Source organism: Tianweitania populi (genome assembly GCF_014652875.1).
Taxonomy (GTDB): domain Bacteria; phylum Pseudomonadota; class Alphaproteobacteria; order Rhizobiales; family Rhizobiaceae; genus Tianweitania; species Tianweitania populi.
This window is the reverse complement of sequence record NZ_BMZQ01000001.1, coordinates 748,501-770,331: the sequence shown is the minus strand read 5'-3', so window position 1 is coordinate 770,331 and position 21,831 is coordinate 748,501. Positions and strand designations below refer to the sequence as shown.

Below are 21,831 nucleotides of genomic sequence, written 5' to 3'. Positions count from 1 at the left end.
TTTCATTACCACCTGCGGCCCGAATAACAACCGCGCGCTTGTCATTGCCGCGCTTTCCGCAGCTTTTCCCAGTAATCCAGGCGCTTGCGGATTTCCCGCTCGAAGCCCCGGTCCACTGGCTCGTAGAAGGTCTGGCGCCCTAGCCGATCCGGAAAATAGTCCTGGCCGGAAAACGCGTCAGGCTGATCATGGTCATAGGCATAGCCATCGCCATAATTTTCCTGCTTCATAAGCTTGGTCGATCCGTTGAGGATGAGCTTGGGCGGCATCAGGGAGCCATTTTCCTTGGCCGTCCGCATGGCTCCCTTAAATGCGGTATAAACCGCGTTCGATTTGGGCGCGGTCGCGAGATACACGCAGGCCTGTGCAAGGGCCAACTCACCTTCAGGCGAGCCGAGATAGTCGTAGGCATCCTTGGCGGCGTTGGTGATGACAAGCGCCTGCGGATCGGCCAAGCCGATGTCCTCGACCGCCATTCGAACAAGCCGGCGGCCGATATAAAGCGGGTTTTCGCCGGCATCGAACATGCGGCAGAGGTAATAAAGCGCGGCATCCGGATCCGAACCGCGCACCGACTTGTGCAGCGCCGAGATCAGATTGTAGTGGCCGTCCTGGCTCTTGTCGTAAACCGGCGCGCGACGCTGGACGATGCGGACCAAGCCTTCGGGATCAAACACTTCGCCTGGCTTGGCGGCGCGCCAGACCTCCTCCGCCAGGGTCAGCGACGCACGTCCGTCACCATCGGCCATGCGCACCAACATGGCGCGCGCTTCATCATCCACCGGCAGCGGTCGGGCTTCCAGGCTTTCGGCGCGATCCAGCAGTTTGCCGATGCTGTCTTCGGTATGGGCCTTGAAGGTGAGCACGCGGGCGCGGGACAGAAGCGCGGCGTTGAGCTCGAATGACGGGTTCTCGGTTGTAGCGCCGATCAACACGACCGTGCCGTCTTCCATCACCGGCAGAAATGAATCCTGCTGCGCCCTGTTGAAACGGTGGATTTCATCGACGAAGAGAAGTGTCTGACGTCCATTGCTTCGGCGCAGGCGCGCGGCATCGAACGCCTTCTTCAAATCGGCAACACCGGAGAAGACCGCAGAAATCTGCTCGAAGGCGAAGTTGGTCTGGTTGGCCAGCAGCCGCGCGACCGTGGTTTTTCCGGTTCCGGGGGGACCCCAGAAGATCATGGAGCCGAGCGTGCCGGAGGCGATCATGCGGGTGAGCACGCCATCCTCGCCGGTGATGTGCTCCTGCCCCACCACCTCGGCTAGAGTTTGCGGCCGCATGCGATCTGCCAGCGGCCGCGCGGCTTCCGCCTTTCCGGGCTTCGAATCGTTGCTGCCGCCGAACAGGTCCGCCATCAGTAGCGCAACGTTTGTTGGATTAAGCGACCGTCGCGCTCGATGGTGATGCGCCACCGGCTGCCGCCCTCTTCCGTCAAGGCAACAAGATCGGCGGCCTTGGTGACGGGCTCACCATTCAGTTCGCGCACGATGTCGTTGCGGCGGAAACCGACCTGCGCGGCGGGTGAACGCTGCGCCACATCGAGGATGATCACGCCTGTGCTGGTGATCGGAAGGTTCAGACGCTGCGCCAGTCGCGGCGACAGTTCGGCGATCTTTGCGCCTGACAATGGGCTATCGCCCTTGATGTCGACCTCGCCCGCTTCGCTTTCCGGCGCGCGTTCGAGCGTCACAGACACGGTGACTTCCTTGCCGCTGCGCAGCACGTTAACCGTGGCCTGAGCGCCGATGTCGAGCGTGGCCAAGCGGTAGCCAAGGCCATCAGGGCTGTCGATTGAAGCACCGTTCATTGCCACCACGACGTCGCCCGGTCGCAAGCCGGCCTTATCGGCAGGGCCATCATCATAAACATTGGACACGAGGGCACCAACCGGGCGCGGCATGCCGAGCGCTTCCGCTACCGCGGCCGTCACCGGATCGAAGGTGGCGCCGATAAATGGACGCTCGAAATAATCGTTGCCGGCCTTGGCGGACGCGACGACGGCTTTCACGATGTTGGAGGGGATGGCGAAGCCGATGCCGATGGAGCCACCTGAGCGGCTGTAGATGGCGGTATTGATGCCGATCAGATTGCCGCGCATGTCGATCAGGGCACCGCCGGAATTGCCCGGATTGATCGCGGCATCCGTCTGGACGAAGAAACCGAAATCGCTGACGCCGATATGCGTGCGCGCCAAGGCCGACACAATGCCGCTGGTGGTGGTCTGGCCGACGCCAAACGGATTGCCAATCGCCAGAACGAGATCGCCGACTTCCAGCGCCTCGGAGTTGCCGACGGAGATCGTCGGGAACGCTTCCGCGCCCTCGATCTTCAGCACAGCAAGATCAAGCGATTCGTCCTTCAGCAGGATCTTGCTTTCGAACTCGCGACCGTCGGCAAGCGCGACCTTAATCTCGTCGGCATCCTTGATGACGTGGTTGTTGGTGACGATCAGGCCGTCGGCATCGACGATCACACCGGAACCGAGTGCTGACTGTGCGCGTGGCGGCAACTGCCGGCCGAAGAACTGCTCGAAGAAGGGATCACCGGCGAAAGGCGAAGGCACGCCACGAGCCTGACGAGAGGCATAAACGTTGACGACGGCCGGCGCCGTCCGTTGCACGAGGGGCGCGTAAGACAGCTGGATCTCGTCGCGCCCGAAAGGCACACGGCGCTGCGGTTCTGACGGTGCGGTTTCAGGCGCAGGTGCAGGTTTTTCCGCCTGCTCGCCCCCGCCGATCAAGTCGCCTAAGAGCGAGCGAAATCCGGTTTGCTCTTCCTGCGCGAGCGCGAGCGAGCTGAGACCCAGACCCGCCATAAGCGCGGAAACAACCAGCACCGAACGCGGTTTAAAATCCATGAACCGACTCCTCGAAAACAGCACGACCTATGTAAGCCATCACGCTGACGATGCCAGGATCAACGGCAGCGATCGAAGCGCCGGAAACAAAAAAGGAGCCTTTCGGCTCCTTTTTCATGTCTGCAGTTCGATGCCGATCAAGCGGCTTCGTTGTCCTGCTCGGCCAGTTCTGCTTCGTGGCGTGCACGGTCAGCAGCGCCCTTGGCCGACACGTCGCGATCAACGAACTCGATTACGGCCATTGCGGCATTGTCGCCATGACGGAAACCGGCCTTCATGATGCGCAGGTAGCCGCCGTTGCGGGTAGCGTAGCGCGGAGCGATCGTGTCGAACAAGCGTTTGGCCATGGTCTCGCTGCCAATGGCGGCAATTGCCTGGCGGCGCGCATGCAGGTCACCACGCTTGCCCAGCGTCACGAGCTTCTCCACGATCGGGCGAAGTTCCTTGGCCTTGGGCAGGGTCGTCACGATCTGCTCGTGTTCGATCAGCGAGGCTGCCATGTTGGTGAACAGCGCCTTGCGGTGGCTGTGGGTCCGATTGAGCCGGCGATGGGCACGTCCATGACGCATGGCTAATCTCCTTTAGGGTTGAAGCCGGAAGCGCGTCGCGCTCCCTGGGCTGATGTTGGTCTTAATACTGGTCTTCGTAACGCTTGGCGAGGTCTTCGATGTTCTCCGGCGGCCAATCCGGCACTTCCATGCCGAGATGCAGGCCCATGGCGGCGAGCACTTCCTTGATCTCGTTGAGCGACTTGCGGCCGAAATTCGGAGTGCGCAGCATTTCTGCTTCCGACTTCTGGATGAGGTCGCCGATGTAGACGATGTTGTCGTTCTTCAGGCAGTTCGCCGAACGCACCGACAGTTCCAGCTCGTCGACCTTCTTGAGAAGCGACGGGTTGAAAGCGAGCTCGGTGACCTGCTCGGAAACCTGCTCCTTCTGCGGCTCGTCGAAGTTGACGAACAGGCCGAGCTGGTCCTGCAGGATGCGGGCTGCGAAAGCGACGGCATCTTCACCGGTGATCGAACCATTGGTTTCTATCGACATGGTGAGCTTGTCCTTGTCGAGCTCTTCGCCGTGACGCGTGTTCTCGACCTTGTACGACACCTTCTTCACAGGCGAGTACAGGCTGTCGACCGGGATCAAGCCGATCGGAGCGTCTTCGGCGCGGTTGCGATCGGCAGGAACGTAGCCCTTGCCGGTGTCAACCGTGAACTCCATGCGGATCTCGGCGCCCTCGTCGAGCGTGCAGATCGCGTGATCGGGGTTCAGGATCTCGACATCGCCCACCGTCTGTATGTCGCCCGCCGTGACCGTACCCGGTCCCGACTTGCGCACAACCATGCGCTTGGGGCCATCGCCTTCCATGCGGATCGCGATCTCCTTGATGTTCAGGACGATGTCGGTGACATCTTCGCGAACACCGGGGATCGACGAGAATTCATGCAGCACGCCGTCGATCTGCACTGCGGTCACAGCCGCGCCGCGCAGCGACGACAAGAGAACACGACGCAGGGCGTTGCCCAGCGTCAAACCGAAACCGCGCTCGAGCGGCTCGGCAACAAGCGTCGTCAGGGTCTTGTTCTTCGACGAGAACTCCACCTTGTTCGGCTTGATCAGTTCTTGCCAGTTCTTCTGGATCATTGATTGGTCCTTCCTCGTTGCCACCATCCAATCGTGGCAATCATCGGTTCGGAAACTACGAAGCGCCAGGCTTTGGCCCGGCGCATTCGCGGATCGATCTGTGCGGCTTAGACGCGGCGCTTCTTGCGCGGGCGGCAGCCATTGTGCGGGATCGGCGTCACGTCGCGAATCGAGGTAATAGTGAAACCAGCAGCCTGCAAAGCGCGCAGAGCGGATTCACGACCCGAACCCGGACCGGACACTTCAACTTCCAGCGTACGCATGCCGTGTTCCTGCGCCTTCTTTGCGCAATCTTCGGCGGCCATCTGGGCAGCGAACGGGGTGGACTTGCGCGAGCCCTTGAAGCCCTGCGCACCAGCCGACGACCAGGCAATCGCGTTGCCCTGCGCGTCGGTGATCGTCACCATCGTGTTGTTGAAGGTCGAATTGACGTGGGCAACGCCCGAGGAGATGTTCTTGCGTTCGCGACGGCGAATGCGACCGGCTTCCTTAGCCATGGTAGTCCTTTCTTATTGATCTCTACGCCGCCGTAATACCAGCGGCTCCACCTTGAAAGACGCGGCCGCGGGACAAACCCACAGCCGCCTCTCCAATTACTTCTTCTTGCCGGCGATAGCCTTGGCAGGACCCTTGCGGGTGCGGGCATTGGTGTGCGTGCGCTGGCCGCGAACCGGCAGCGAACGGCGATGACGCAGGCCGCGATAGGAACCGAGATCCATCAGGCGCTTGATGTTCATCGAGGTTTCGCGACGCAGATCACCCTCGACCTGGTAGTCGTGGTCGATCGCTTCGCGGATCTGCAGAACTTCAGCGTCGGTCAGCTGGTTCACGCGACGCTCGGCAGGAATGCCGACCTTCTCGACGATCTCCTGGGCAAAGTGCTTGCCAATGCCGTGAATGTACTGAAGCGCAATAACAACGCGCTTGTTGGTCGGGATATTAACGCCGGCAATACGTGCCATGATGGTCACTCCATGTGAGCCGGACATTCCGGCATTGTTGTTATCCCGCGTCCGGTGGAGGCCGGCCCTTGCGAGGTCTTCCAAAACAGGTCGAGGCGAACGGCATCCATGCCGCACCGCTCATCAACCCACTGAATAAATGGAGACGCGCCGCTATAGTCTTCTATGAGCGCCGCGTCAACTCCAGGCACGTCCCCGGCCTTAAGCTCCGTTAATGCTTTGCAGGCCCTACGATCTGCTCAATCTCAGCCGTTACCGCATCCATCTCGGCCATCCCGTCGATGACCCGAAGCTGGCCGGTCTTTTCGTAGTAGGCTGACAAAGGCGCTGTCTTGGCGCGGTATTCTTCCAAACGTTTGCCGAACGATTCGGCGTTGTCGTCGGCCCGAACCGTTCCGCCAGCTGCCTTTGTGTCGGCAACCCGCTTTTCGATACGCTTCATCAAGGCCGTTTCATCGACCTTAAGCTCGATGACGGCATCGAGTGCGAGGTCTTTGCCTTCCAGAATGTCGTTCAGGGCCTGCGCCTGAGGAACCGTACGCGGGTAACCGTCGAGGATGAAACCGTTCGCGCAATCCGCCTGATCGACCCGCTCGGACACGATCTGGTTGACGATCTCATCCGATACGAGCTGGCCTGCATCCATCACGGACTTAGCCTTCAGGCCGATGTCCGATTCTGCCTTCACAGCAGCCCGCAGCATGTCCCCCGTGGAAAGCTGCGGAATGCCATGACGTTCAACCAATCGCTGCGCTTGCGTGCCTTTACCCGCCCCCGGCGGCCCAAGCAGAATCAGCCTCATCGTCCCCTCTTCCCTCCACGCAGCTTCGACTTCTTGATCAGACCCTCATATTGATGAGCGATCAAGTGGCCCTGGATCTGAGCAACCGTGTCGAGCGTAACGCTCACCACGATCAGCAGCGACGTACCACCAAGGTAGAACGGCACGCCGGTCGCCGAGATCAAGAACTCCGGCAGAAGGCAGACCAACATGATGTAAATCGCGCCGACGACCGTAATGCGAGTCAGCACATAGTCGATATAATCGGCAGTCCGTTCACCCGGACGGTAGCCCGGAATGAAGCCGGAATGCTTCTTCAGCTGGTCGGCGGTGTCCTTCGGATTGAAGACGATCGCCGTATAAAAGAAACAGAAGAAGATGATCAGCGAGGCATAGGCCAGCATGTAGAGCGGCTGACCATGTCCGAGGGCGGCCAAGACACTGCTTGCCCAGGACGGCAGCTTTGTAGTGTCCGTGAAGCCGGCAGCTGTTGCCGGCAGGAGCAACAGGGACGACGCGAAGATCGGAGGAATGACGCCCGCGGTGTTCAGCTTGAGCGGCAGATGCGAAGTGTCGCCCTGGAACATGCGATTGCCGACCTGGCGCTTCGGATACTGGATCAGTAAGCGACGCTGGGCGCGCTCAAAGAACACGATCACAGCAATCACTACGACGGCCAGAACCAGGATCGCCAGAATCAGTCCGGTCGACAGAGCGCCCGTGCGTCCGAGTTCCAGCGTACCGCTCAATGCACGGGGCAAACCGGCCACGATACCGGCAAAGATGATCAGCGAAATACCATTGCCGATGCCGCGCGCGGTAATCTGCTCGCCCAGCCACATCAGGAACATGGTGCCGCCGAGAAGCGTGATGACGGTGGACACGCGGAAGAACCAACCGGGATCAGCCACCAGGTTGGCGCCGCCCTCAAGACCAACAGCAATGCCATATGCCTGGACGGTTGCCAGAAGCACGGTGCCGTAGCGGGTATATTGATTTATGACCTTGCGGCCCTGCTCGCCTTCCTTCTTCAGCGCTTCAAGGCTCGGAATGACCGAGGTCATGAGCTGCACGATGATGGAGGCGGAAATATACGGCATGATGCCGAGAGCAAAAATCGCCATGCGCTCGACGGCGCCGCCAGCAAACATGTTGAACATGCCCAGCACGCCGCCCGACTGCTGCTGGAACGCCTGCGCGAAGGCTGTCGGGTTGATGCCCGGCATCGGGATATACGTTCCGAGGCGATAAACAAGCAGCGCGCCAATGGTGAACCAGATTCGGCGCTTCAGATCCTCGGCCTTGGCAAAGGCAGCGAAATTCAGATTGGATGCGAGCTGCTCTGCGGCAGATGCCATGGGGAAAACTCCGCTGACGCCTGAAAGGCGCTTCCTTACGCAACAAGGCGCCCGACAGAGCGGGCGCCGCGTGTTGCCGAAGTCCCGAGATAGGCTCCGGCAGGAAAAGATGCAAGCAAGGCCTGATCCAAGTTGATGCGTGGATCAGTGACCTCTTGTCGCTTACTCGGCGGCTGCTTCCGGAAGCTTCAGCGAGCCACCGGCCTTTTCGATCTTCTCGCGGGCCGACTGGCTGGCGCCGGCAACATCGAAGGAAAGCTTCGACGTCAGCTCACCGTCGCTCAGAACGCGAACGCCATCCTTGGCGCGGCGAATCACGCCAGCCTTGATGAGCGCTTCGCCGGTGACCGTCTCGTCAGCCGAAAGCTTGCCGGCATCAACAGCAGCCTGGATGCGGCCGAGCGATACAGTGTTGTAGCTCTTGGCAAACAGGTTGTTGAAGCCGCGCTTCGGAAGGCGACGGTACAAAGGCATCTGACCGCCTTCGAAGCCGTTGATGGCAACGCCGGAACGGGCCTTCTGGCCCTTCACGCCGCGGCCACCGGTCTTGCCAGTGCCCGAGCCGATACCGCGACCGAGGCGCTTACGCGAATGCGTCGAGCCCTCGTTGTCCTTGATCTCGTTCAGTTTCATGTGACCTCTCCTGGCGCTCAGGCCTCGTCCACAACGCGGACGAGATGTTGAACGCGGGCGATCATGCCACGCACGGAAGGCGTATCCTGCAGCGTGCTGCGGCGATGCATCTTGTTCAGTCCGAGACCGATCAGCGTTGCGCGCTGTTCCTTCGGACGGCGAATGGGGCTGCCGATCTGCTCGACAACAAGCGTCTTACCGCTTTCGTTGGTCGCCATGATCCCGCTCCTTATTCGTCAACGGTCACGGCCGAGCCGCGACGCGCCTGCAAGGCCGAGAACTTGATGCCGCGAGCAGCAGCAACGTCCTTCGGATGAACCTGGCTCTTCAACGCGTCGAACGTGGCGCGAACCATGTTGTACGGGTTGGACGAACCCATCGACTTGGCGACGACGTCGTGCATGCCAAGCGTCTCGAACACGGCGCGCATTGGACCGCCGGCGATGATGCCGGTACCAGCCTTGGCGGCGCGCAGGAGAACGCGGCCAGCACCATGGCGGCCTTCCACGTCGTGGTGGAGCGTACGGCCCGAACGCAGCGGCACGAAGATCAGATCGCGCTTGGCAGCTTCAGTTGCCTTGCGGATCGCTTCCGGCACTTCGCGTGCCTTGCCGTGGCCAAAGCCAACGCGGCCCTTCTGGTCGCCAACGACCACGAGAGCGGCGAAGCCGAAACGGCGACCACCCTTCACGACCTTCGCGACGCGGTTGATGTGTACGAGCTTGTCGACGAAACCGTCATCACGCTCTTCGCGGTCACGGCCACGATCGCGGCCGCCTTCCCGACGTTCTTGTGCCATATCCTGTTCCTTGTTTTTTTCCGGAAGCACAGCTGCAAAAAATCCGGCCTACGACAAAGCGTAGGCCGGGGTGAAAAACTGAGATTAGAAGCTGAGACCGCCTTCGCGGGCAGCATCTGCCAAGGCCTTGACGCGGCCGTGGAAGATGTAGGCGCCGCGGTCGAACACGACCCGCGTCACACCAGCCTGGGCAGCACGCTCTGCAACGAGCTTGCCGACGGCAGCAGCAGCAGCCGTGTCAGCGCCCGTCTTCAGCGATCCCTTGAGATCGCCTTCGAGCGTCGATGCAGCAGCCAGCGTGTGGCCGTTGGCGTCGTCGATGATCTGAGCGTAGATGTTCTTCGACGAGCGATGAACGGACAGGCGCGGACGGTCACCGGCAACCGCCTTGATCTGGCGACGGATGCGGGCGGCGCGCTTCTTAAGAGCAACCTTGTTAGCCATAACCGGCGATCCTTACTTCTTCTTGCCTTCCTTGCGGACAATCCGCTCGCCAGCATAACGAACACCCTTGCCCTTGTAGGGCTCGGGGCCGCGATACTCGCGAATTTCGGCAGCGACCTGGCCGACAACCTGCTTGTCGATACCGGTCACGACGATTTCCGTCGGCTTCGGCGTCGCAATGGTGATTCCGGCCGGGGTCTCGTAAACCACGTCGTGGCTGAAGCCAAGAGCCAACTGCAGGTTCTTGCCCTGCATGGTGGCGCGGTAACCAACGCCCGTGATCTCGAGACGACGCTCGAAGCCGTCCTTTACACCCGTCAGGATGTTGACGATCTGGGTCCGCGACATGCCCCACTTGGAGCGTGCGTCCTTCGATTCGTCGCGCGGCTGGACCGAGATCTCGCCACCTTCCGACTTGACGAGCACTTCGTCGTTGACGACGAACTTCAGCTCGCCCTTTGGTCCCTTCGCCGTGACGGTCTGGCCGTTCACGTCGGCGGTCACGCCCTGGGGCACCGGAACCGGTTTCTTGCCAATACGAGACATTGGTCTTGTCCTCGTTGTTCTTGTCCGCCGATCAGAAGATCTGGCAGAGGATTTCGCCGCCGACGTTCTGCTCGCGCGCCTCGTGATCGGCCATCACGCCCTTCGGCGTCGACAGGATCGAGATGCCGAGGCCGTTGGCCACGTGCGGGATCGTCTTCATCGAAACGTAGACGCGGCGGCCAGGCTTGGACACGCGGCTGATCTCGCGGATCACCGGAGCACCTTCGTGGTACTTCAGTTCGATTTCGATCTCGGCCTTGCCGTTCTCGAATTCCGAAACGCTGTAATCGCGAATGTAGCCTTCAGACTTCAGAACATCCAGAACGCGCTGGCGCAGACGCGAAGACGGCGTGGAAACCGTAAGCTTGCGACGGCCAAGTGCGTTACGGATGCGGGTCAGCATATCGCCGAGAGGATCGGTCATGGACATAACTGTCTCTCCTTACCAGCTCGACTTGACCAGGCCGGGGATCGCGCCCACGGAACCCAGATCGCGCAGTGCAATACGCGACATGCGCAGCTTGCGGTAGAAGGCGTGCGGACGGCCGGTGACTTCGCAACGGTTGTGGATGCGAACCTTCGATGAATTGCGCGGCAGTGCGGCAAGCTTGAGCTGCGCACGGAAACGCTCCTCGATCGGACGATCCTGATCCATCACGATGTCCTTCAGCTCCTTACGCTTTGCAGCGAAACGAGCCACGGTCTTGCGGACCTTTTTGTCTTTCTGGACTGAGCTGGTCTTTGCCATTTCAGATTTTCCTTTGCTCGCTGCCGTTACTGGCGAAACGGGAAGTTCAGGGCCTTCAGGAGAGCCCGTGCTTCTTCATCCGTCTTTGCAGTCGTACAAACGATGATGTCCATTCCCCATACCTGATCAACCTTGTCGTAGTTGATCTCGGGGAACACGATGTGTTCCTTGATGCCCATGGCAAAATTGCCACGGCCATCGAAGCTCTTGGCATTCAGTCCGCGGAAATCGCGGACGCGCGGCAGAGCGATCGTGACCAGACGGTCGACGAACTCATACATGCGCTCCTTGCGAAGCGTGACCTTAGCGCCAATCGGCATGTTCTCACGAACCTTGAAGCCGGCGATCGACGTGCGCGCACGGGTCACAACTGCCTTCTGGCCAGCGATCATGCCGAGGTCTTCGGCAGCAACCGAAGGCTTCTTCGAGTCTGCCGTTGCTTCGCCAACACCCATGTTGATCACGACCTTGTCCAGGCGCGGGATCTGCATCTCGTTGGCGTAGTTGAACTGCTCCTGGAGCGTCGCGCGGATCTTGTCCTGGTAAACGGACTTAAGACGCGGCGTGTATTGCTGCTCAGCCATTGATGACGTCTCCCGAGCGCTTGGCGATGCGCACCTTCTTGCCGTCACGAATGTCGAAACCGACGCGTGTCGGCTTGCCGTCCTTGGGATCGGCGAGCGCAATGTTGGACAGGTGGATCGGCGCCTCTTTCGAGATGATGCCGCCTTCCTGCGATTGGGTCTGCTTCTGGTGCTTGCGCACGATGTTCACGCCGCGAACAACAGCCTTATCGTCCTTCGGCATGACCTGAAGGACTTCGCCGCTGCGACCCTTGTCCTTGCCCGAGAGAACGACGACGTTGTCGCCTTTGCGGATCTTGTTCATTGGTCCGTTCTCCTCAGAGCACTTCTGGCGCGAGCGAGATGATCTTCATGTGGTTCTTCGAGCGCAATTCGCGCGGAACCGGTCCGAAGATACGCGTGCCAATCGGCTCTTTCTTGTTGTCGATCAGCACAGCCGCGTTCTTGTCGAACCGGATTGCGCTGCCGTCAGCGCGACGAATTTCCTTCGCGGTGCGAACCACGACGGCCTTCATCACGTCACCCTTCTTCACGCGGCCACGCGGGATCGCTTCCTTGATCGACACGACAATGATGTCGCCGACGGATGCGTACTTCCGCTTCGAGCCGCCCAGCACCTTGATGCACATAACGCGACGCGCACCGGAATTATCCGCCACGTCGAGGTTCGACTGCATCTGAATCATGACTGGCCGCCTTCTTCTTTTCTCTCACGGGAAGGCCAAATACCCTCCCCGGCTTGTCAAAACGTTTCTTAGTTGGCTTCTTCGGCCGCAATCACCACCCAGCGCTTGTCGCGCGAGATCGGCGCCGACTCCTGGATGAAAACCACATCGCCAACCTTGTGGGCGTTGTTTTCGTCGTGAGCCTTGTACTTCTTCGACAAGCGGACGGTCTTCTTCATCACCGGATGGGTGAAGCGACGCTCCACCTTCACGACGACGGTCTTCTCGTTCTTGTCGCTAACGACAGTGCCCTGCATGACGCGCTTCGGCATGGTTTTCTTCCTTATGCCTTCTGACCAGCCGATTTCTCGGCGGCGATCGTCTTGATCCGGGCGATGTCGCGGCGGATCTGCTTGACCCGCGCGGTCTTTTCCATCTGACCGGTCGCCTTCTGGAAGCGCAGGTTGAACTGCTCCTTCTTGAGGTCGGCCAGCGTGTCGTTCATCTGGTCCTGGCTCATCGCCCGGACATCGGCGGTCTTCATGATCCTCGCCCTTCCTTATTCTGCGATGCGCTGGATGAAGCGGGTCTTAACCGAAAGCTTGGCAGCACCAAGGCGAAGCGCCTCACGTGCGATATCTTCCGGAACGCCGTCGATCTCGAACATCACGCGGCCCGGCTTAACCCGGCACGCCCAATAGTCAACAGCGCCCTTACCTTTACCCATACGAACTTCGGTCGGCTTCGAGGTCACCGGAAGATCCGGGAACACACGGATCCAGACACGACCCTGACGCTTCATCTCACGAGTGATCGCGCGGCGGGCCGCTTCGATCTCACGTGCGGTGACGCGATTCGGCTCCAAAGCCTTCAAGCCAAAGCCACCGAAGTTCAGGTCGGTACCACCCTTGGCCAGGCCATGAATGCGGCCCTTGAACTGCTTGCGGAACCTTGTGCGCTTTGGCTGCAGCATTGTTCTCTACTCCAAATTCTCTAAAGCGACCAGCTTACGCGTGTTCGCGACGGCGGTTGCTCGATGGCTGTTCAGCCTCGCTTGCGCGACGCTCGGAAGCCATCGGATCATGCTCGAGGATCTCGCCCTTGAAGACCCAGACCTTTACGCCGCAGATGCCGTAAGCCGTATGGGCTTCAGCCGTGCCGTAATCAACATCGGCGCGCAGCGTGTGCAGCGGAACGCGACCTTCACGGTACCATTCCATACGAGCGATTTCCGCGCCGCCCAAACGACCCGCGCAGTTGATGCGGATGCCTTCGGCACCAAGACGCATCGCCGACTGCACGGCACGCTTCATGGCACGACGGAAAGCGATACGACGCTCGAGCTGCTGCGCGATCGACTGTGCAACCAGCGTGGCATCCGTTTCCGGCTTGCGCACTTCAACGATGTTGAGGTGCGTTTCGGACTTGGTCATCTCCATCAGCTTCTTGCGAAGCTTTTCGATGTCCGCGCCCTTCTTGCCGATGATCAGGCCAGGACGAGCAGCGTGAATGGTCACGCGGCACTTCTTGTGCGGGCGCTCGATCACAACCTTGGAGATCGCGGCCTGCTTCAGCTCAGCCATCAGATACTTGCGGATCTTGATGTCTTCGTGCAGCAGCTGACCGTATTCACCGGTGTTCGCATACCAGCGCGAATCCCAGGTGCGGTTGATGCCGAGGCGCAGACCGATCGGGTTGATTTTCTGGCCCATCAGGCGGCCTCCACTTTCTCTTCCTTTTCGCGAACCACGATCGTCAGGTGCGCGAACGGCTTTTCGATGCGGCTGGCACGACCGCGGCCACGGGTATGGAAACGCTTCATCACGATCGACTTGCCGACATAAGCCTCGGCAACCACCAGGGCGTCGACATCGAGATCATGGTTGTTCTCGGCATTGGCGATTGCCGATTCCAACGTCTTCTTGACGGTGCCGGCGATACGCTTCTGCGAGAATTCGAGATCGGCAAGCGCAGCCTGCACCTTCTTGCCGCGGATCAGCGCAGCAACCAGATTCAGCTTTTGCGGGCTGATGCGGATGGTGCGCAGAACGGCGCGCGCCTCGTTATCAGCAAGCCGGCGCGGAGCTTTGGCCTTGCCCATCGTTATTTCCTCTTCGCCTTCTTGTCCGCACCGTGACCGTAGTAGGTACGGGTCGGAGAGAACTCGCCGAACTTGTGGCCAACCATGTCTTCCGACACGGAGACCGGAATGTGCTTCTGGCCGTTGTAAACACCGAAGGTGAGGCCGACGAACTGCGGCAGGATCGTGGAGCGACGGCTCCACATCTTGATCACCTCGTTGCGGCTGCCTTCACGAACCTTGTCGGCCTTCTTGAGAAGATAGCCGTCAATGAACGGGCCTTTCCAGACTGAACGGGTCACTGTCGTACCTCTACCTTAGCTCTTGCGCTGGTGGCGCGAGCGCATGATGAACTTATCGGTCGACTTGTTGGACCGCGTCTTCTTGCCCTTGGTCGGCTTACCCCATGGGGACACCGGATGGCGACCACCGGACGTACGACCTTCACCACCACCATGTGGGTGATCAACCGGATTCATGACAACGCCGCGATTGTGCGGACGCTTGCCACGCCAAACGGTACGACCAGCCTTACCGTCATTGATGTTGCCGTGGTCCGGATTGGACACGGCGCCAACAGTTGCCATGCACGTTCCGTGCACGATGCGCTGTTCGCCAGAGTTCAGACGCAGGATCGCCATGCCCTGATCGCGACCGACCAGCTGGGCATAGGAACCGGCGGACCGAGCGATCTGACCGCCCTTGCCCGGCTTCAGCTCCACATTGTGGATGATCGTGCCGACCGGCATCGCCTGCAGCGGCATTGCATTGCCTGGCTTCACGTCAACCGAAGCGCCGGCAATGATCTTGTCGCCGGCAGCAATACGCTGCGGAGCCAGGATGTAGGCCAGTTCGCCGTCGTCATACTTGACGAGTGCGATGAACGCCGTGCGGTTCGGGTCATATTCCAAACGCTCAACCGTGCCCGACACGTCGAACTTGCGACGCTTGAAGTCGATCAGACGGTAAGTGCGCTTGTGACCACCACCGATGAAACGAGCGGTGATGCGGCCGTAGTTGTTGCGGCCGCCGCTCTTGGTCAAACCTTCGGTCAGAGCCTTGACAGGCTTGCCCTTGTAAAGACCCGAGCGATCGACGATCACCAGCTGGCGCTGGCTCGGCGTCGTCGGGTTGTAAGACTTGAGTGCCATTGTTCTTGTCCTTCCGGCCTACTTACAGACCCGTCGAAACGTCGATCGTGTCGCCGTCGGCCAGGGTGATAACAGCCTTCTTGACGTCGCTCTGGCGGCCAATGGTTCCGCGGAAGCGCTTCACCTTGCCCTTGCGGACCAGGGTGTTCACTGCCGTCACCTTGACGCCGAACAGCGATTCAATCGCTGCCTTGATCTCAGGCTTGGTCGCCTTCTTGGCGACGTTGAAGACCACCTGGTTCTGCTCCGAAGCCATGGTCGACTTTTCGGTGATCGCCGGGCTGACGATCACGTCGTAGTGGCGCAGGTCCGTCATTTGAAGCGTTCCTCGAGAGCTTCCACGGCCGACTTCGAAAGAACGAGCGTACCGCGGCGCATGATGTCGTAGACGTTGATGCCCTGGATCGGCAGAACGTCGATGTTCGGGATGTTCGAGGCAGCCCGGGCGAAGTTCTGGTCGAGCTCAGCACCGCCGATAACCAGCGCATTGGTGAGGCCGAGACCAGCGAAGTTCGCGATCAGCGCCTTGGTCTTTGCGTCCTGAACAGCCAGATCGTCGATCACGATCAGGTTGGAAGCCTTGGCCTTGGCCGACAGCGCGTGCTTCAAGCCGAGAGCGCGAACCTTCTTCGGCAGATCATGCTCGTGGCTGCGCGAAACCGGGCCGTGAGCCTTACCACCGCCGCGGAACTGCGGCGCGCGAGCCGAGGAGTGACGAGCGCGGCCCGTACCCTTCTGCTTGTACATCTTGGCGCCGGTGCGGGAGATCTCCGCACGGCCCTTGGCCTGGTGCGTGCCCTGCTGGCGCTTGGCAAGCTGCCAACGAACAACGCGAGCAACGATGTCTTCGCGCGGCTCCAGTCCGAAGATGCCCTCGTTGAGCGAGAGCTGGCCGGCTTCACCGCCGGCAAGAGTTTTGACCGTCAGATCCATTATTCGGCCCCTTCAGTAGCCGGAGCTTCATTGGAAGCCTGAGCTGCGGCGCGGATGGCGGCCGGCTTCGGCGCGCTGTCGGGCAGCGAAACCTTGGCGGCATCGCGAACCATGATCCAGGCACCCTTGGAACCCGGAACCGCACCGCGGATCAGGATCAGGCCACGATCGGTATCGGTCGAAACGACTTCCACGTTCTGGGTCGTGACGCGAACGTCGCCCATGTGGCCGGCCATCTTCTTGCCCTTGAACACCTTGCCCGGATCCTGGCGCTGACCAGTCGAGCCGTGAACGCGGTGAGAAACCGAGTTACCGTGGGTGGCGCGGCCACCACCGAAGTTGTGACGCTTGATAACGCCCTGGAAGCCCTTACCGATCGAGGTTCCCGTCACGTCGACCTTCTGGCCGGCGACGAAATGTTCGACCGTGATCTCGGCACCGATGTCGAGCAGGTTCTCAGGGGTAACCCGGAACTCAGCGACCTTGGCCTTCGGCTCAACGGAAGCGGTTGCAAAATGGCCGCGCAAAGCCTTGGAGGTGTTCTTCACCTTCGCAAGGCCGACGCCGAGCTGCACCGCCGTGTAGCCGTTCTTTTCCTGGGTGCGCTGAGCGACCACCTGGCAGTTCTCCATGCGGAGCACCGTCACGGGCACATGCTCGCCGGCATCGTTGTAGATGCGCGTCATCCCCAACTTCTGTGCAATTACACCTGAACGCATCGGTTCGTTTCCTTCAGAGTTCGCTGTCGGCCGCAGCCGTCACGCCTCTCGTTCTTCCTCAGGTCTGGAGCCGCAAAGGGCGTCACATACCTGTCGCGAAAGCCTCTTAAAGCTTGATCTCAACATCCACGCCGGCGGCGAGATCGAGCTTCATCAGCGCATCAACCGTCTGCGGGGTGGGATCCACGATGTCGAGAAGACGCTTGTGTGTGCGCATCTCGAACTGTTCGCGGCTCTTCTTGTCGATGTGCGGCGAGCGGTTCACGGTGAACTTCTCGATGCGAGTCGGCAGCGGGATTGGGCCACGTACATTCGCACCGGTGCGCTTCGCCGTCGACACGATCTCGCGCGTGGAAGCGTCGAGTACACGATGGTCGAACGCTTTCAGGCGGATGCGGATATTTTGTCCGTTCATTGCGTCACTTCCTTGCGCTTAGCTCCCGCGGCCAGTTTGCCGCGGGACTAAAGCCCGTGCCTATTACTCGGTGATAGCGACGACGACGCCGGCGCCGACGGTGCGGCCGCCTTCGCGGATTGCGAAGCGCAGCTTTTCTTCCATGGCGACCGGAACGATCAGTTCAACGTCGACCGTCACGTTGTCGCCCGGCATCACCATCTCGGTGCCTTCGGCCAGCGACACGATGCCCGTCACGTCCGTCGTGCGGAAGTAGAACTGCGGACGGTAGTTCGTGAAGAACGGCGTATGACGGCCACCCTCTTCCTTGGTCAGGATGTAGGCCTCTGCCTTGAACTTCTTGTGCGGCTTCACCGAACCCGGCTTGGCCAGAACCTGGCCGCGCTCGACGCCTTCACGATCAACGCCGCGAACCAACGCGCCGATGTTGTCGCCAGCCTGGCCCTGATCGAGCAGCTTGCGGAACATTTCAACGCCCGTCACCGTCGTGGACGAGGTGTTGCGGATGCCGACGATCTCAACCGTCTCGCCGACCTTGATGATGCCGCGCTCGACGCGACCCGTCACAACCGTACCGCGGCCCGAAATCGAGAACACGTCTTCGATCGGCATCAGGAACGGCTGGTCAATCGGACGCTCAGGCGTCGGGATATAGGCGTCGACCTCTTCCATCAGCTTGCGGATGGCGTTCTCGCCGATTTCCTTGTTGCTGTCCTCGAGAGCAGCCAGAGCCGAACCCTTGACGATCGGAATGTCATCGCCCGGGAATTCGTTCTTCGACAGAAGCTCGCGCACTTCCAGCTCAACCAGCTCGAGCAGCTCGGCGTCGTCGACCTGGTCGACCTTGTTCAGGAACACAACGATCGAAGGAACGCCAACCTGACGGGCGAGCAGAATGTGCTCGCGGGTCTGCGGCATCGGGCCGTCGGCAGCCGACACAACCAGGATCGCGCCGTCCATCTGCGCGGCACCGGTGATCATGTTCTTCACATAGTCGGCGTGGCCGGGGCAGTCGACGTGTGCATAGTGGCGGTTCGGCGTCTCGTATTCGACGTGTGCCGTCGAGATCGTGATGCCGCGTGCCTTTTCTTCAGGAGCAGCGTCGATCTGGTCATACGCCTTGAACTCACCGAAGTACTTCGTGATCGCGGCCGTCAGCGACGTCTTGCCGTGGTCAACGTGACCAATCGTGCCAATGTTCACATGCGGCTTGTTACGCTCGAATTTACCTTTAGCCATGTGACTTCTCCTAACTTTCTTGCCCGCGCTGGGGCATCAATGGGTGACGGCGTAAGCGCGCGGGCTTTACGCGAATTTCTTCTGGATTTCCTGAGCGACCGCGGTCGGAACCGGCTCATAGTGGTCGAACAGCATCGTGTATTGTGCACGTCCCTGGCTCATCGAGCGCAGGTTGTCGACGTACTTGAACATGTTCGCCAGCGGAACCATCGCATTGATGACGACGGCCACACCGCGCGTTTCCTGGCCCTGGATCTGGCCACGACGGCTGTTCAAGTCGCCGATCACGCTACCGACGTAGTCTTCCGGCGTGACAACCTCGACCTTCATGATCGGCTCGAGAAGCTGTGCACCAGCCTTTTTGGCAGCATCACGGAAGCAAGCACGCGAAGCAATTTCGAACGCGAGAACCGAGGAGTCAACGTCGTGGAATGCACCGTCGATCAGGGTCGCCTTGACGCCGAGCATCGGGAAGCCAGCAACTGGACCCGAGGAAAGAACGCTCTCGATCCCCTTCTGAACGCCGGGGATGTATTCCTTGGGAATAGCACCGCCGATGATCTTAGATTCGAAAACGAAATCTTCGCCTTCCGGGTTCGGCTCGAAGATCAGCTTCACGCGAGCGAACTGACCCGTACCACCGGTCTGCTTCTTGTGGGTGTAGTCTTCCTCGGTGCGGCGCGTGATGGTTTCACGATAAGCAACCTGAGGAGCACCAACAGTCGCCTCGACCTTGAACTCGCGACGCATGCGGTCAACGAGAATGTCGAGGTGAAGTTCACCCATGCCGGCAATGATGGTCTGACCCGACTCTTCGTCCGTTTTGACGCGGAAGGAAGGATCTTCAGCAGCCAGGCGGTTGAGCGCGAGGCCCATCTTTTCCTGGTCGCCCTTGGTCTTAGGCTCGATCGCGATCTGGATGACCGGCTCGGGGAATTCCATGCGCTCCAGGATAACCGGCTTCAGGGGATCGCAAAGCGTGTCGCCCGTGGTGGTTTCCTTGAGACCAGCCAGAGCAACGATGTCGCCTGCAAAGGCTTCTTCGATGTCTTCGCGAGAGTTGGAGTGCATCTGCAGCATACGGCCGATGCGCTCGCGCTTGCCCTTCACGGTGTTCTCGAGCGACGTACCCTTAGTCAGCTTGCCCGAGTAGATGCGGGCAAAGGTCAGCGAACCAACGAAAGGATCGTTCATGATCTTGAAGGCCAGCATCGACAGCGGCTCTTCATCGTCAGCGTGACGCTCAATTTCACCTTCGGTCTTGGCGTCGATGCCCTTGATCGCAGGCACATCTGCCGGTGACGGAAGGAACTCGACGACCGCGTCCAGAAGCGGCTGGACACCCTTGTTCTTGAAGGCGGAACCACAGAACATCGGGAAGAACTTGACCGCGATCGTACCCTTGCGGATCAGCGCACGGATCTTATCGTTGTCGGGCATCTTGCCCTCGAGATAGTCGTTCATCGCATCGTCGTCCATTTCGACGGCGGCTTCGATCAACTTCTCGCGGTATTCCTCAGCGCGATCCTTCAGATCGGCCGGGATTTCAACGACGTCCCAGGCAGCGCCCAGGCTCTCGTCACGCCAAACCAGCGCGTTCATCTCGATGAGATCGACAACGCCCTTAAAATCGTTCTCGGCACCGATCGGCAGCTGCATAGCAACAGCCTGCGCACCAAGACGGGTCGCGATCATCTCATAGGAGCGATAGAAATCAGCGCCGATCTTGTCCATCTTGTTGCAGAAGATCATGCGCGGAACATGATACTTGTCTGCCTGGCGCCAAACGGTTTCGGTCTGCGGCTCAACACCAGCATTGGCGTCGAGAAGAGCGATCGCACCGTCGAGAACGCGCAGCGAGCGCTCGACTTCAATGGTGAAGTCGACGTGGCCGGGCGTATCGATGATGTTGAAGCGGCGCATCTTGCCATCGCGACCCTTCCAGAAGGTCGTGGTAGCAGCGGACGTGATCGTGATGCCACGCTCCTGCTCCTGCTCCATCCAGTCCATCGTAGCGGCGCCGTCATGGACTTCGCCGATCTTGTGGGACTTGCCGGTGTAGTAGAGGACGCGTTCGGTCGTGGTCGTCTTGCCAGCATCGATGTGAGCCATGATGCCGAAGTTACGATAGTCTTCGATTTTATATTCGCGGGCCATAGGAATGCCTCTCTCTTCCGCCGATTACCAGCGGTAGTGCGCGAATGCGCGGTTGGCTTCAGCCATCTTGTGGGTGTCTTCGCGCTTCTTGACGGCAGTGCCACGATTGTTGGCAGCATCCATCAATTCGCCCGAAAGACGATCAACCATCGTGGTCTCGTTGCGATTGCGAGCGGCCGTGATCAGCCAACGAATGGCCAAAGCCTGGCGACGCTCTGGGCGCACATCAACCGGAACCTGGTAGGTCGCACCACCAACGCGACGCGAACGCACTTCGACGTGCGGCGCAACGTTGTCGAGAGCCTGACGGAACACGGTGACCGGTTCCTGCTTGGTACGGCTCTGAACCTGATCCAGCGCGGAGTAGACGATGGTCTCGGCGACCGACTTCTTGCCGTGCAGCATGATGGCGTTCATGAACTTCGTGACGACGAGATCACCGAACTTCGGATCCGGGTTGATCTCGCGCTTTTCTGCACTGTGACGACGGGACATAGCTTCTGTCTCTCAATCAAAGGTCGGCGCCAAAGGCTGCCTGACCGGACCTGGCTTACTTCGGGCGCTTTGCGCCGTACTTCGAACGGCGCTGCTTGCGGTTCTTCACACCCTGCGTATCGAGAACGCCGCGGATGATGTGGTAACGCACACCCGGAAGATCCTTCACGCGGCCGCCGCGGATCATGACCACGGAGTGCTCCTGAAGGTTGTGACCCTCACCCGGGATGTAACCGATGACTTCGAAGCCATTGGTCAAGCGGATCTTGGCGACCTTACGCAGAGCCGAGTTCGGCTTCTTCGGGGTCGTTGTATAAACACGCGTGCAGACGCCACGCTTCTGTGGGTTGGCCTGCATGGCCGGTACCTTGTTGCGCTTCACCGGCGCAATGCGCGGCTTGCGGATCAACTGGTTTACGGTAGGCATTAACCGTCGTCCTCTTATCTCACTCGGGCCCGTTTCCAGGCATATACAAGCGCCGTTAGCATACGCGTTTGCGGGCAAGAAACCGCTCTCGCGGCTTTGCCCAATCAAATGCAGAGGAAGCAGTTTCCTGCCTCATGCGCGCCGGCAATGTTATTCGCTCGTAGAAACGAACCCTGTTTGAGGACAGTGTCCAG

Annotated in this window: 34 protein-coding genes; all 34 read right to left on the bottom strand. The window is 60.1% G+C overall.

The genetic code is table 11. The annotated features are described in order from the left end of the window. Positions 1 to 41: 41 nt before the first annotated feature. The 34 genes from IE166_RS03885 to rpsL all read right to left on the bottom strand — a co-directional run bounded on the left by IE166_RS03885 (position 42) and on the right by rpsL (position 21,637). Positions 42 to 1,358 (bottom strand): replication-associated recombination protein A, encoded by a 1,317-nt coding sequence (locus IE166_RS03885; protein WP_189501778.1) that lies wholly within the window; start codon positions 1,356 to 1,358, stop codon positions 42 to 44. After that, positions 1,358 to 2,860 (bottom strand): DegQ family serine endoprotease, encoded by a 1,503-nt coding sequence (locus IE166_RS03880; protein WP_189501776.1) that lies wholly within the window; start codon positions 2,858 to 2,860, stop codon positions 1,358 to 1,360. Before IE166_RS03880 ends, IE166_RS03885 begins: the two co-directional genes overlap by 1 nt. Then, positions 2,850 to 2,978 carry a hypothetical protein gene (locus IE166_RS20780; protein ID WP_280514855.1) on the bottom strand — a complete coding sequence of 43 codons (129 nt, stop codon included), beginning with the start codon at positions 2,976 to 2,978 and terminating at the stop codon, positions 2,850 to 2,852. Before IE166_RS20780 ends, IE166_RS03880 begins: the two co-directional genes overlap by 11 nt. Before the next feature lie 19 nt (positions 2,979 to 2,997). Beyond that, positions 2,998 to 3,429, bottom strand: a complete 432-nt coding sequence (rplQ, locus tag IE166_RS03875; RefSeq protein ID WP_189501774.1) for a 50S ribosomal protein L17 — start codon at positions 3,427 to 3,429, stop codon at positions 2,998 to 3,000. Positions 3,430 to 3,490: 61 nt separating this feature from the next. After that, a complete protein-coding gene (locus IE166_RS03870) occupies positions 3,491 to 4,501 on the bottom strand; it encodes a DNA-directed RNA polymerase subunit alpha (protein ID WP_189501772.1) in 1,011 nt (336 codons plus the stop codon). Between the two features lie 107 nt (positions 4,502 to 4,608). After that, positions 4,609 to 4,998: a 30S ribosomal protein S11 gene (gene rpsK, locus IE166_RS03865; protein WP_189501771.1), complete on the bottom strand. Its 390-nt coding sequence runs from the start codon at positions 4,996 to 4,998 to the stop codon at positions 4,609 to 4,611. Between the two features lie 96 nt (positions 4,999 to 5,094). Continuing rightward, the gene (gene rpsM / locus IE166_RS03860; protein WP_189501769.1) at positions 5,095 to 5,463 is read right to left on the bottom strand and encodes a 30S ribosomal protein S13; all 369 of its coding nucleotides are present in this window, start codon (positions 5,461 to 5,463) and stop codon (positions 5,095 to 5,097) included. Positions 5,464 to 5,674: 211 nt separating this feature from the next. Continuing rightward, positions 5,675 to 6,265, bottom strand: a complete 591-nt coding sequence (locus IE166_RS03855) for an adenylate kinase (protein WP_189501767.1) — start codon at positions 6,263 to 6,265, stop codon at positions 5,675 to 5,677. Then, positions 6,262 to 7,602 (bottom strand): preprotein translocase subunit SecY, encoded by a 1,341-nt coding sequence (gene secY / locus IE166_RS03850; protein WP_189501765.1) that lies wholly within the window; start codon positions 7,600 to 7,602, stop codon positions 6,262 to 6,264. The genes IE166_RS03855 and secY overlap by 4 nt, the downstream gene beginning before the upstream one ends. A gap of 162 nt (positions 7,603 to 7,764) precedes the next feature. Further along, a complete protein-coding gene (gene rplO, locus IE166_RS03845) occupies positions 7,765 to 8,235 on the bottom strand; it encodes a 50S ribosomal protein L15 (RefSeq protein ID WP_189501763.1) in 471 nt (156 codons plus the stop codon). A gap of 17 nt (positions 8,236 to 8,252) precedes the next feature. Then, positions 8,253 to 8,453, bottom strand: coding sequence for a 50S ribosomal protein L30 (gene rpmD, locus IE166_RS03840; RefSeq protein ID WP_189501761.1), 201 nt, complete (start codon positions 8,451 to 8,453; stop codon positions 8,253 to 8,255). 11 nt (positions 8,454 to 8,464) lie between these two features. Then, positions 8,465 to 9,034 (bottom strand): 30S ribosomal protein S5, encoded by a 570-nt coding sequence (gene rpsE, locus IE166_RS03835; protein ID WP_189501759.1) that lies wholly within the window; start codon positions 9,032 to 9,034, stop codon positions 8,465 to 8,467. Positions 9,035 to 9,118: 84 nt separating this feature from the next. Beyond that, entirely contained in the window at positions 9,119 to 9,478 is a 360-nt protein-coding gene (gene rplR / locus IE166_RS03830; RefSeq protein WP_189501757.1) for a 50S ribosomal protein L18, read from the bottom strand. Between the two features lie 12 nt (positions 9,479 to 9,490). Then, the gene (gene rplF / locus IE166_RS03825) at positions 9,491 to 10,024 is read right to left on the bottom strand and encodes a 50S ribosomal protein L6 (RefSeq protein WP_189501755.1); all 534 of its coding nucleotides are present in this window, start codon (positions 10,022 to 10,024) and stop codon (positions 9,491 to 9,493) included. A 31-nt stretch (positions 10,025 to 10,055) separates the two neighbouring features. Continuing rightward, the gene (gene rpsH, locus IE166_RS03820) at positions 10,056 to 10,454 is read right to left on the bottom strand and encodes a 30S ribosomal protein S8 (protein ID WP_189501753.1); all 399 of its coding nucleotides are present in this window, start codon (positions 10,452 to 10,454) and stop codon (positions 10,056 to 10,058) included. A 12-nt stretch (positions 10,455 to 10,466) separates the two neighbouring features. Beyond that, positions 10,467 to 10,772, bottom strand: a complete 306-nt coding sequence (rpsN, locus tag IE166_RS03815) for a 30S ribosomal protein S14 (RefSeq protein WP_189501751.1) — start codon at positions 10,770 to 10,772, stop codon at positions 10,467 to 10,469. A gap of 26 nt (positions 10,773 to 10,798) precedes the next feature. Continuing rightward, complete coding sequence (gene rplE, locus IE166_RS03810) at positions 10,799 to 11,356, bottom strand: 50S ribosomal protein L5 (RefSeq protein WP_189501749.1); 558 nt, start codon at positions 11,354 to 11,356, stop codon at positions 10,799 to 10,801. After that, complete coding sequence (gene rplX / locus IE166_RS03805) at positions 11,349 to 11,660, bottom strand: 50S ribosomal protein L24 (RefSeq protein WP_189501747.1); 312 nt, start codon at positions 11,658 to 11,660, stop codon at positions 11,349 to 11,351. Before rplX ends, rplE begins: the two co-directional genes overlap by 8 nt. 13 nt (positions 11,661 to 11,673) lie before the next feature. Beyond that, positions 11,674 to 12,042 (bottom strand): 50S ribosomal protein L14, encoded by a 369-nt coding sequence (gene rplN / locus IE166_RS03800; protein WP_189501745.1) that lies wholly within the window; start codon positions 12,040 to 12,042, stop codon positions 11,674 to 11,676. Positions 12,043 to 12,110: 68 nt separating this feature from the next. Further along, positions 12,111 to 12,353 carry a 30S ribosomal protein S17 gene (gene rpsQ / locus IE166_RS03795; RefSeq protein ID WP_189501743.1) on the bottom strand — a complete coding sequence of 81 codons (243 nt, stop codon included), beginning with the start codon at positions 12,351 to 12,353 and terminating at the stop codon, positions 12,111 to 12,113. Between the two features lie 11 nt (positions 12,354 to 12,364). After that, positions 12,365 to 12,565: a 50S ribosomal protein L29 gene (gene rpmC, locus IE166_RS03790; RefSeq protein WP_189501741.1), complete on the bottom strand. Its 201-nt coding sequence runs from the start codon at positions 12,563 to 12,565 to the stop codon at positions 12,365 to 12,367. Positions 12,566 to 12,580: 15 nt separating this feature from the next. Continuing rightward, positions 12,581 to 12,994 carry a 50S ribosomal protein L16 gene (gene rplP / locus IE166_RS03785; RefSeq protein WP_189501739.1) on the bottom strand — a complete coding sequence of 138 codons (414 nt, stop codon included), beginning with the start codon at positions 12,992 to 12,994 and terminating at the stop codon, positions 12,581 to 12,583. Positions 12,995 to 13,028: 34 nt separating this feature from the next. Further along, a complete protein-coding gene (gene rpsC, locus IE166_RS03780) occupies positions 13,029 to 13,733 on the bottom strand; it encodes a 30S ribosomal protein S3 (protein ID WP_189501737.1) in 705 nt (234 codons plus the stop codon). Next, on the bottom strand, positions 13,733 to 14,122 hold the full coding sequence (gene rplV, locus IE166_RS03775; protein ID WP_189501734.1) for a 50S ribosomal protein L22: 390 nt from the start codon (positions 14,120 to 14,122) through the stop codon (positions 13,733 to 13,735). The genes rpsC and rplV overlap by 1 nt, the downstream gene beginning before the upstream one ends. 2 nt (positions 14,123 to 14,124) lie before the next feature. Further along, complete coding sequence (rpsS, locus tag IE166_RS03770; RefSeq protein WP_189501733.1) at positions 14,125 to 14,403, bottom strand: 30S ribosomal protein S19; 279 nt, start codon at positions 14,401 to 14,403, stop codon at positions 14,125 to 14,127. A 15-nt stretch (positions 14,404 to 14,418) separates the two neighbouring features. Continuing rightward, the gene (gene rplB, locus IE166_RS03765) at positions 14,419 to 15,252 is read right to left on the bottom strand and encodes a 50S ribosomal protein L2 (RefSeq protein ID WP_189501731.1); all 834 of its coding nucleotides are present in this window, start codon (positions 15,250 to 15,252) and stop codon (positions 14,419 to 14,421) included. Between the two features lie 22 nt (positions 15,253 to 15,274). Beyond that, positions 15,275 to 15,568 (bottom strand): 50S ribosomal protein L23, encoded by a 294-nt coding sequence (locus IE166_RS03760; protein WP_189501729.1) that lies wholly within the window; start codon positions 15,566 to 15,568, stop codon positions 15,275 to 15,277. After that, positions 15,565 to 16,185, bottom strand: coding sequence for a 50S ribosomal protein L4 (gene rplD / locus IE166_RS03755; RefSeq protein ID WP_189501727.1), 621 nt, complete (start codon positions 16,183 to 16,185; stop codon positions 15,565 to 15,567). Before rplD ends, IE166_RS03760 begins: the two co-directional genes overlap by 4 nt. Beyond that, the gene (rplC, locus tag IE166_RS03750) at positions 16,185 to 16,904 is read right to left on the bottom strand and encodes a 50S ribosomal protein L3 (RefSeq protein ID WP_189501725.1); all 720 of its coding nucleotides are present in this window, start codon (positions 16,902 to 16,904) and stop codon (positions 16,185 to 16,187) included. Before rplC ends, rplD begins: the two co-directional genes overlap by 1 nt. A 106-nt stretch (positions 16,905 to 17,010) precedes the next feature. Further along, positions 17,011 to 17,319, bottom strand: coding sequence for a 30S ribosomal protein S10 (rpsJ, locus tag IE166_RS03745; protein ID WP_007066362.1), 309 nt, complete (start codon positions 17,317 to 17,319; stop codon positions 17,011 to 17,013). A gap of 63 nt (positions 17,320 to 17,382) precedes the next feature. After that, positions 17,383 to 18,558 carry an elongation factor Tu gene (gene tuf / locus IE166_RS03740; protein ID WP_189501699.1) on the bottom strand — a complete coding sequence of 392 codons (1,176 nt, stop codon included), beginning with the start codon at positions 18,556 to 18,558 and terminating at the stop codon, positions 17,383 to 17,385. 66 nt (positions 18,559 to 18,624) lie between these two features. Further along, positions 18,625 to 20,715: an elongation factor G gene (fusA, locus tag IE166_RS03735; protein ID WP_189501724.1), complete on the bottom strand. Its 2,091-nt coding sequence runs from the start codon at positions 20,713 to 20,715 to the stop codon at positions 18,625 to 18,627. 24 nt (positions 20,716 to 20,739) lie between these two features. Continuing rightward, positions 20,740 to 21,210 (bottom strand): 30S ribosomal protein S7, encoded by a 471-nt coding sequence (gene rpsG / locus IE166_RS03730; protein WP_189501722.1) that lies wholly within the window; start codon positions 21,208 to 21,210, stop codon positions 20,740 to 20,742. A gap of 55 nt (positions 21,211 to 21,265) precedes the next feature. Next, positions 21,266 to 21,637, bottom strand: coding sequence for a 30S ribosomal protein S12 (rpsL, locus tag IE166_RS03725; protein ID WP_008837709.1), 372 nt, complete (start codon positions 21,635 to 21,637; stop codon positions 21,266 to 21,268). Positions 21,638 to 21,831 lie beyond the last annotated feature (194 nt).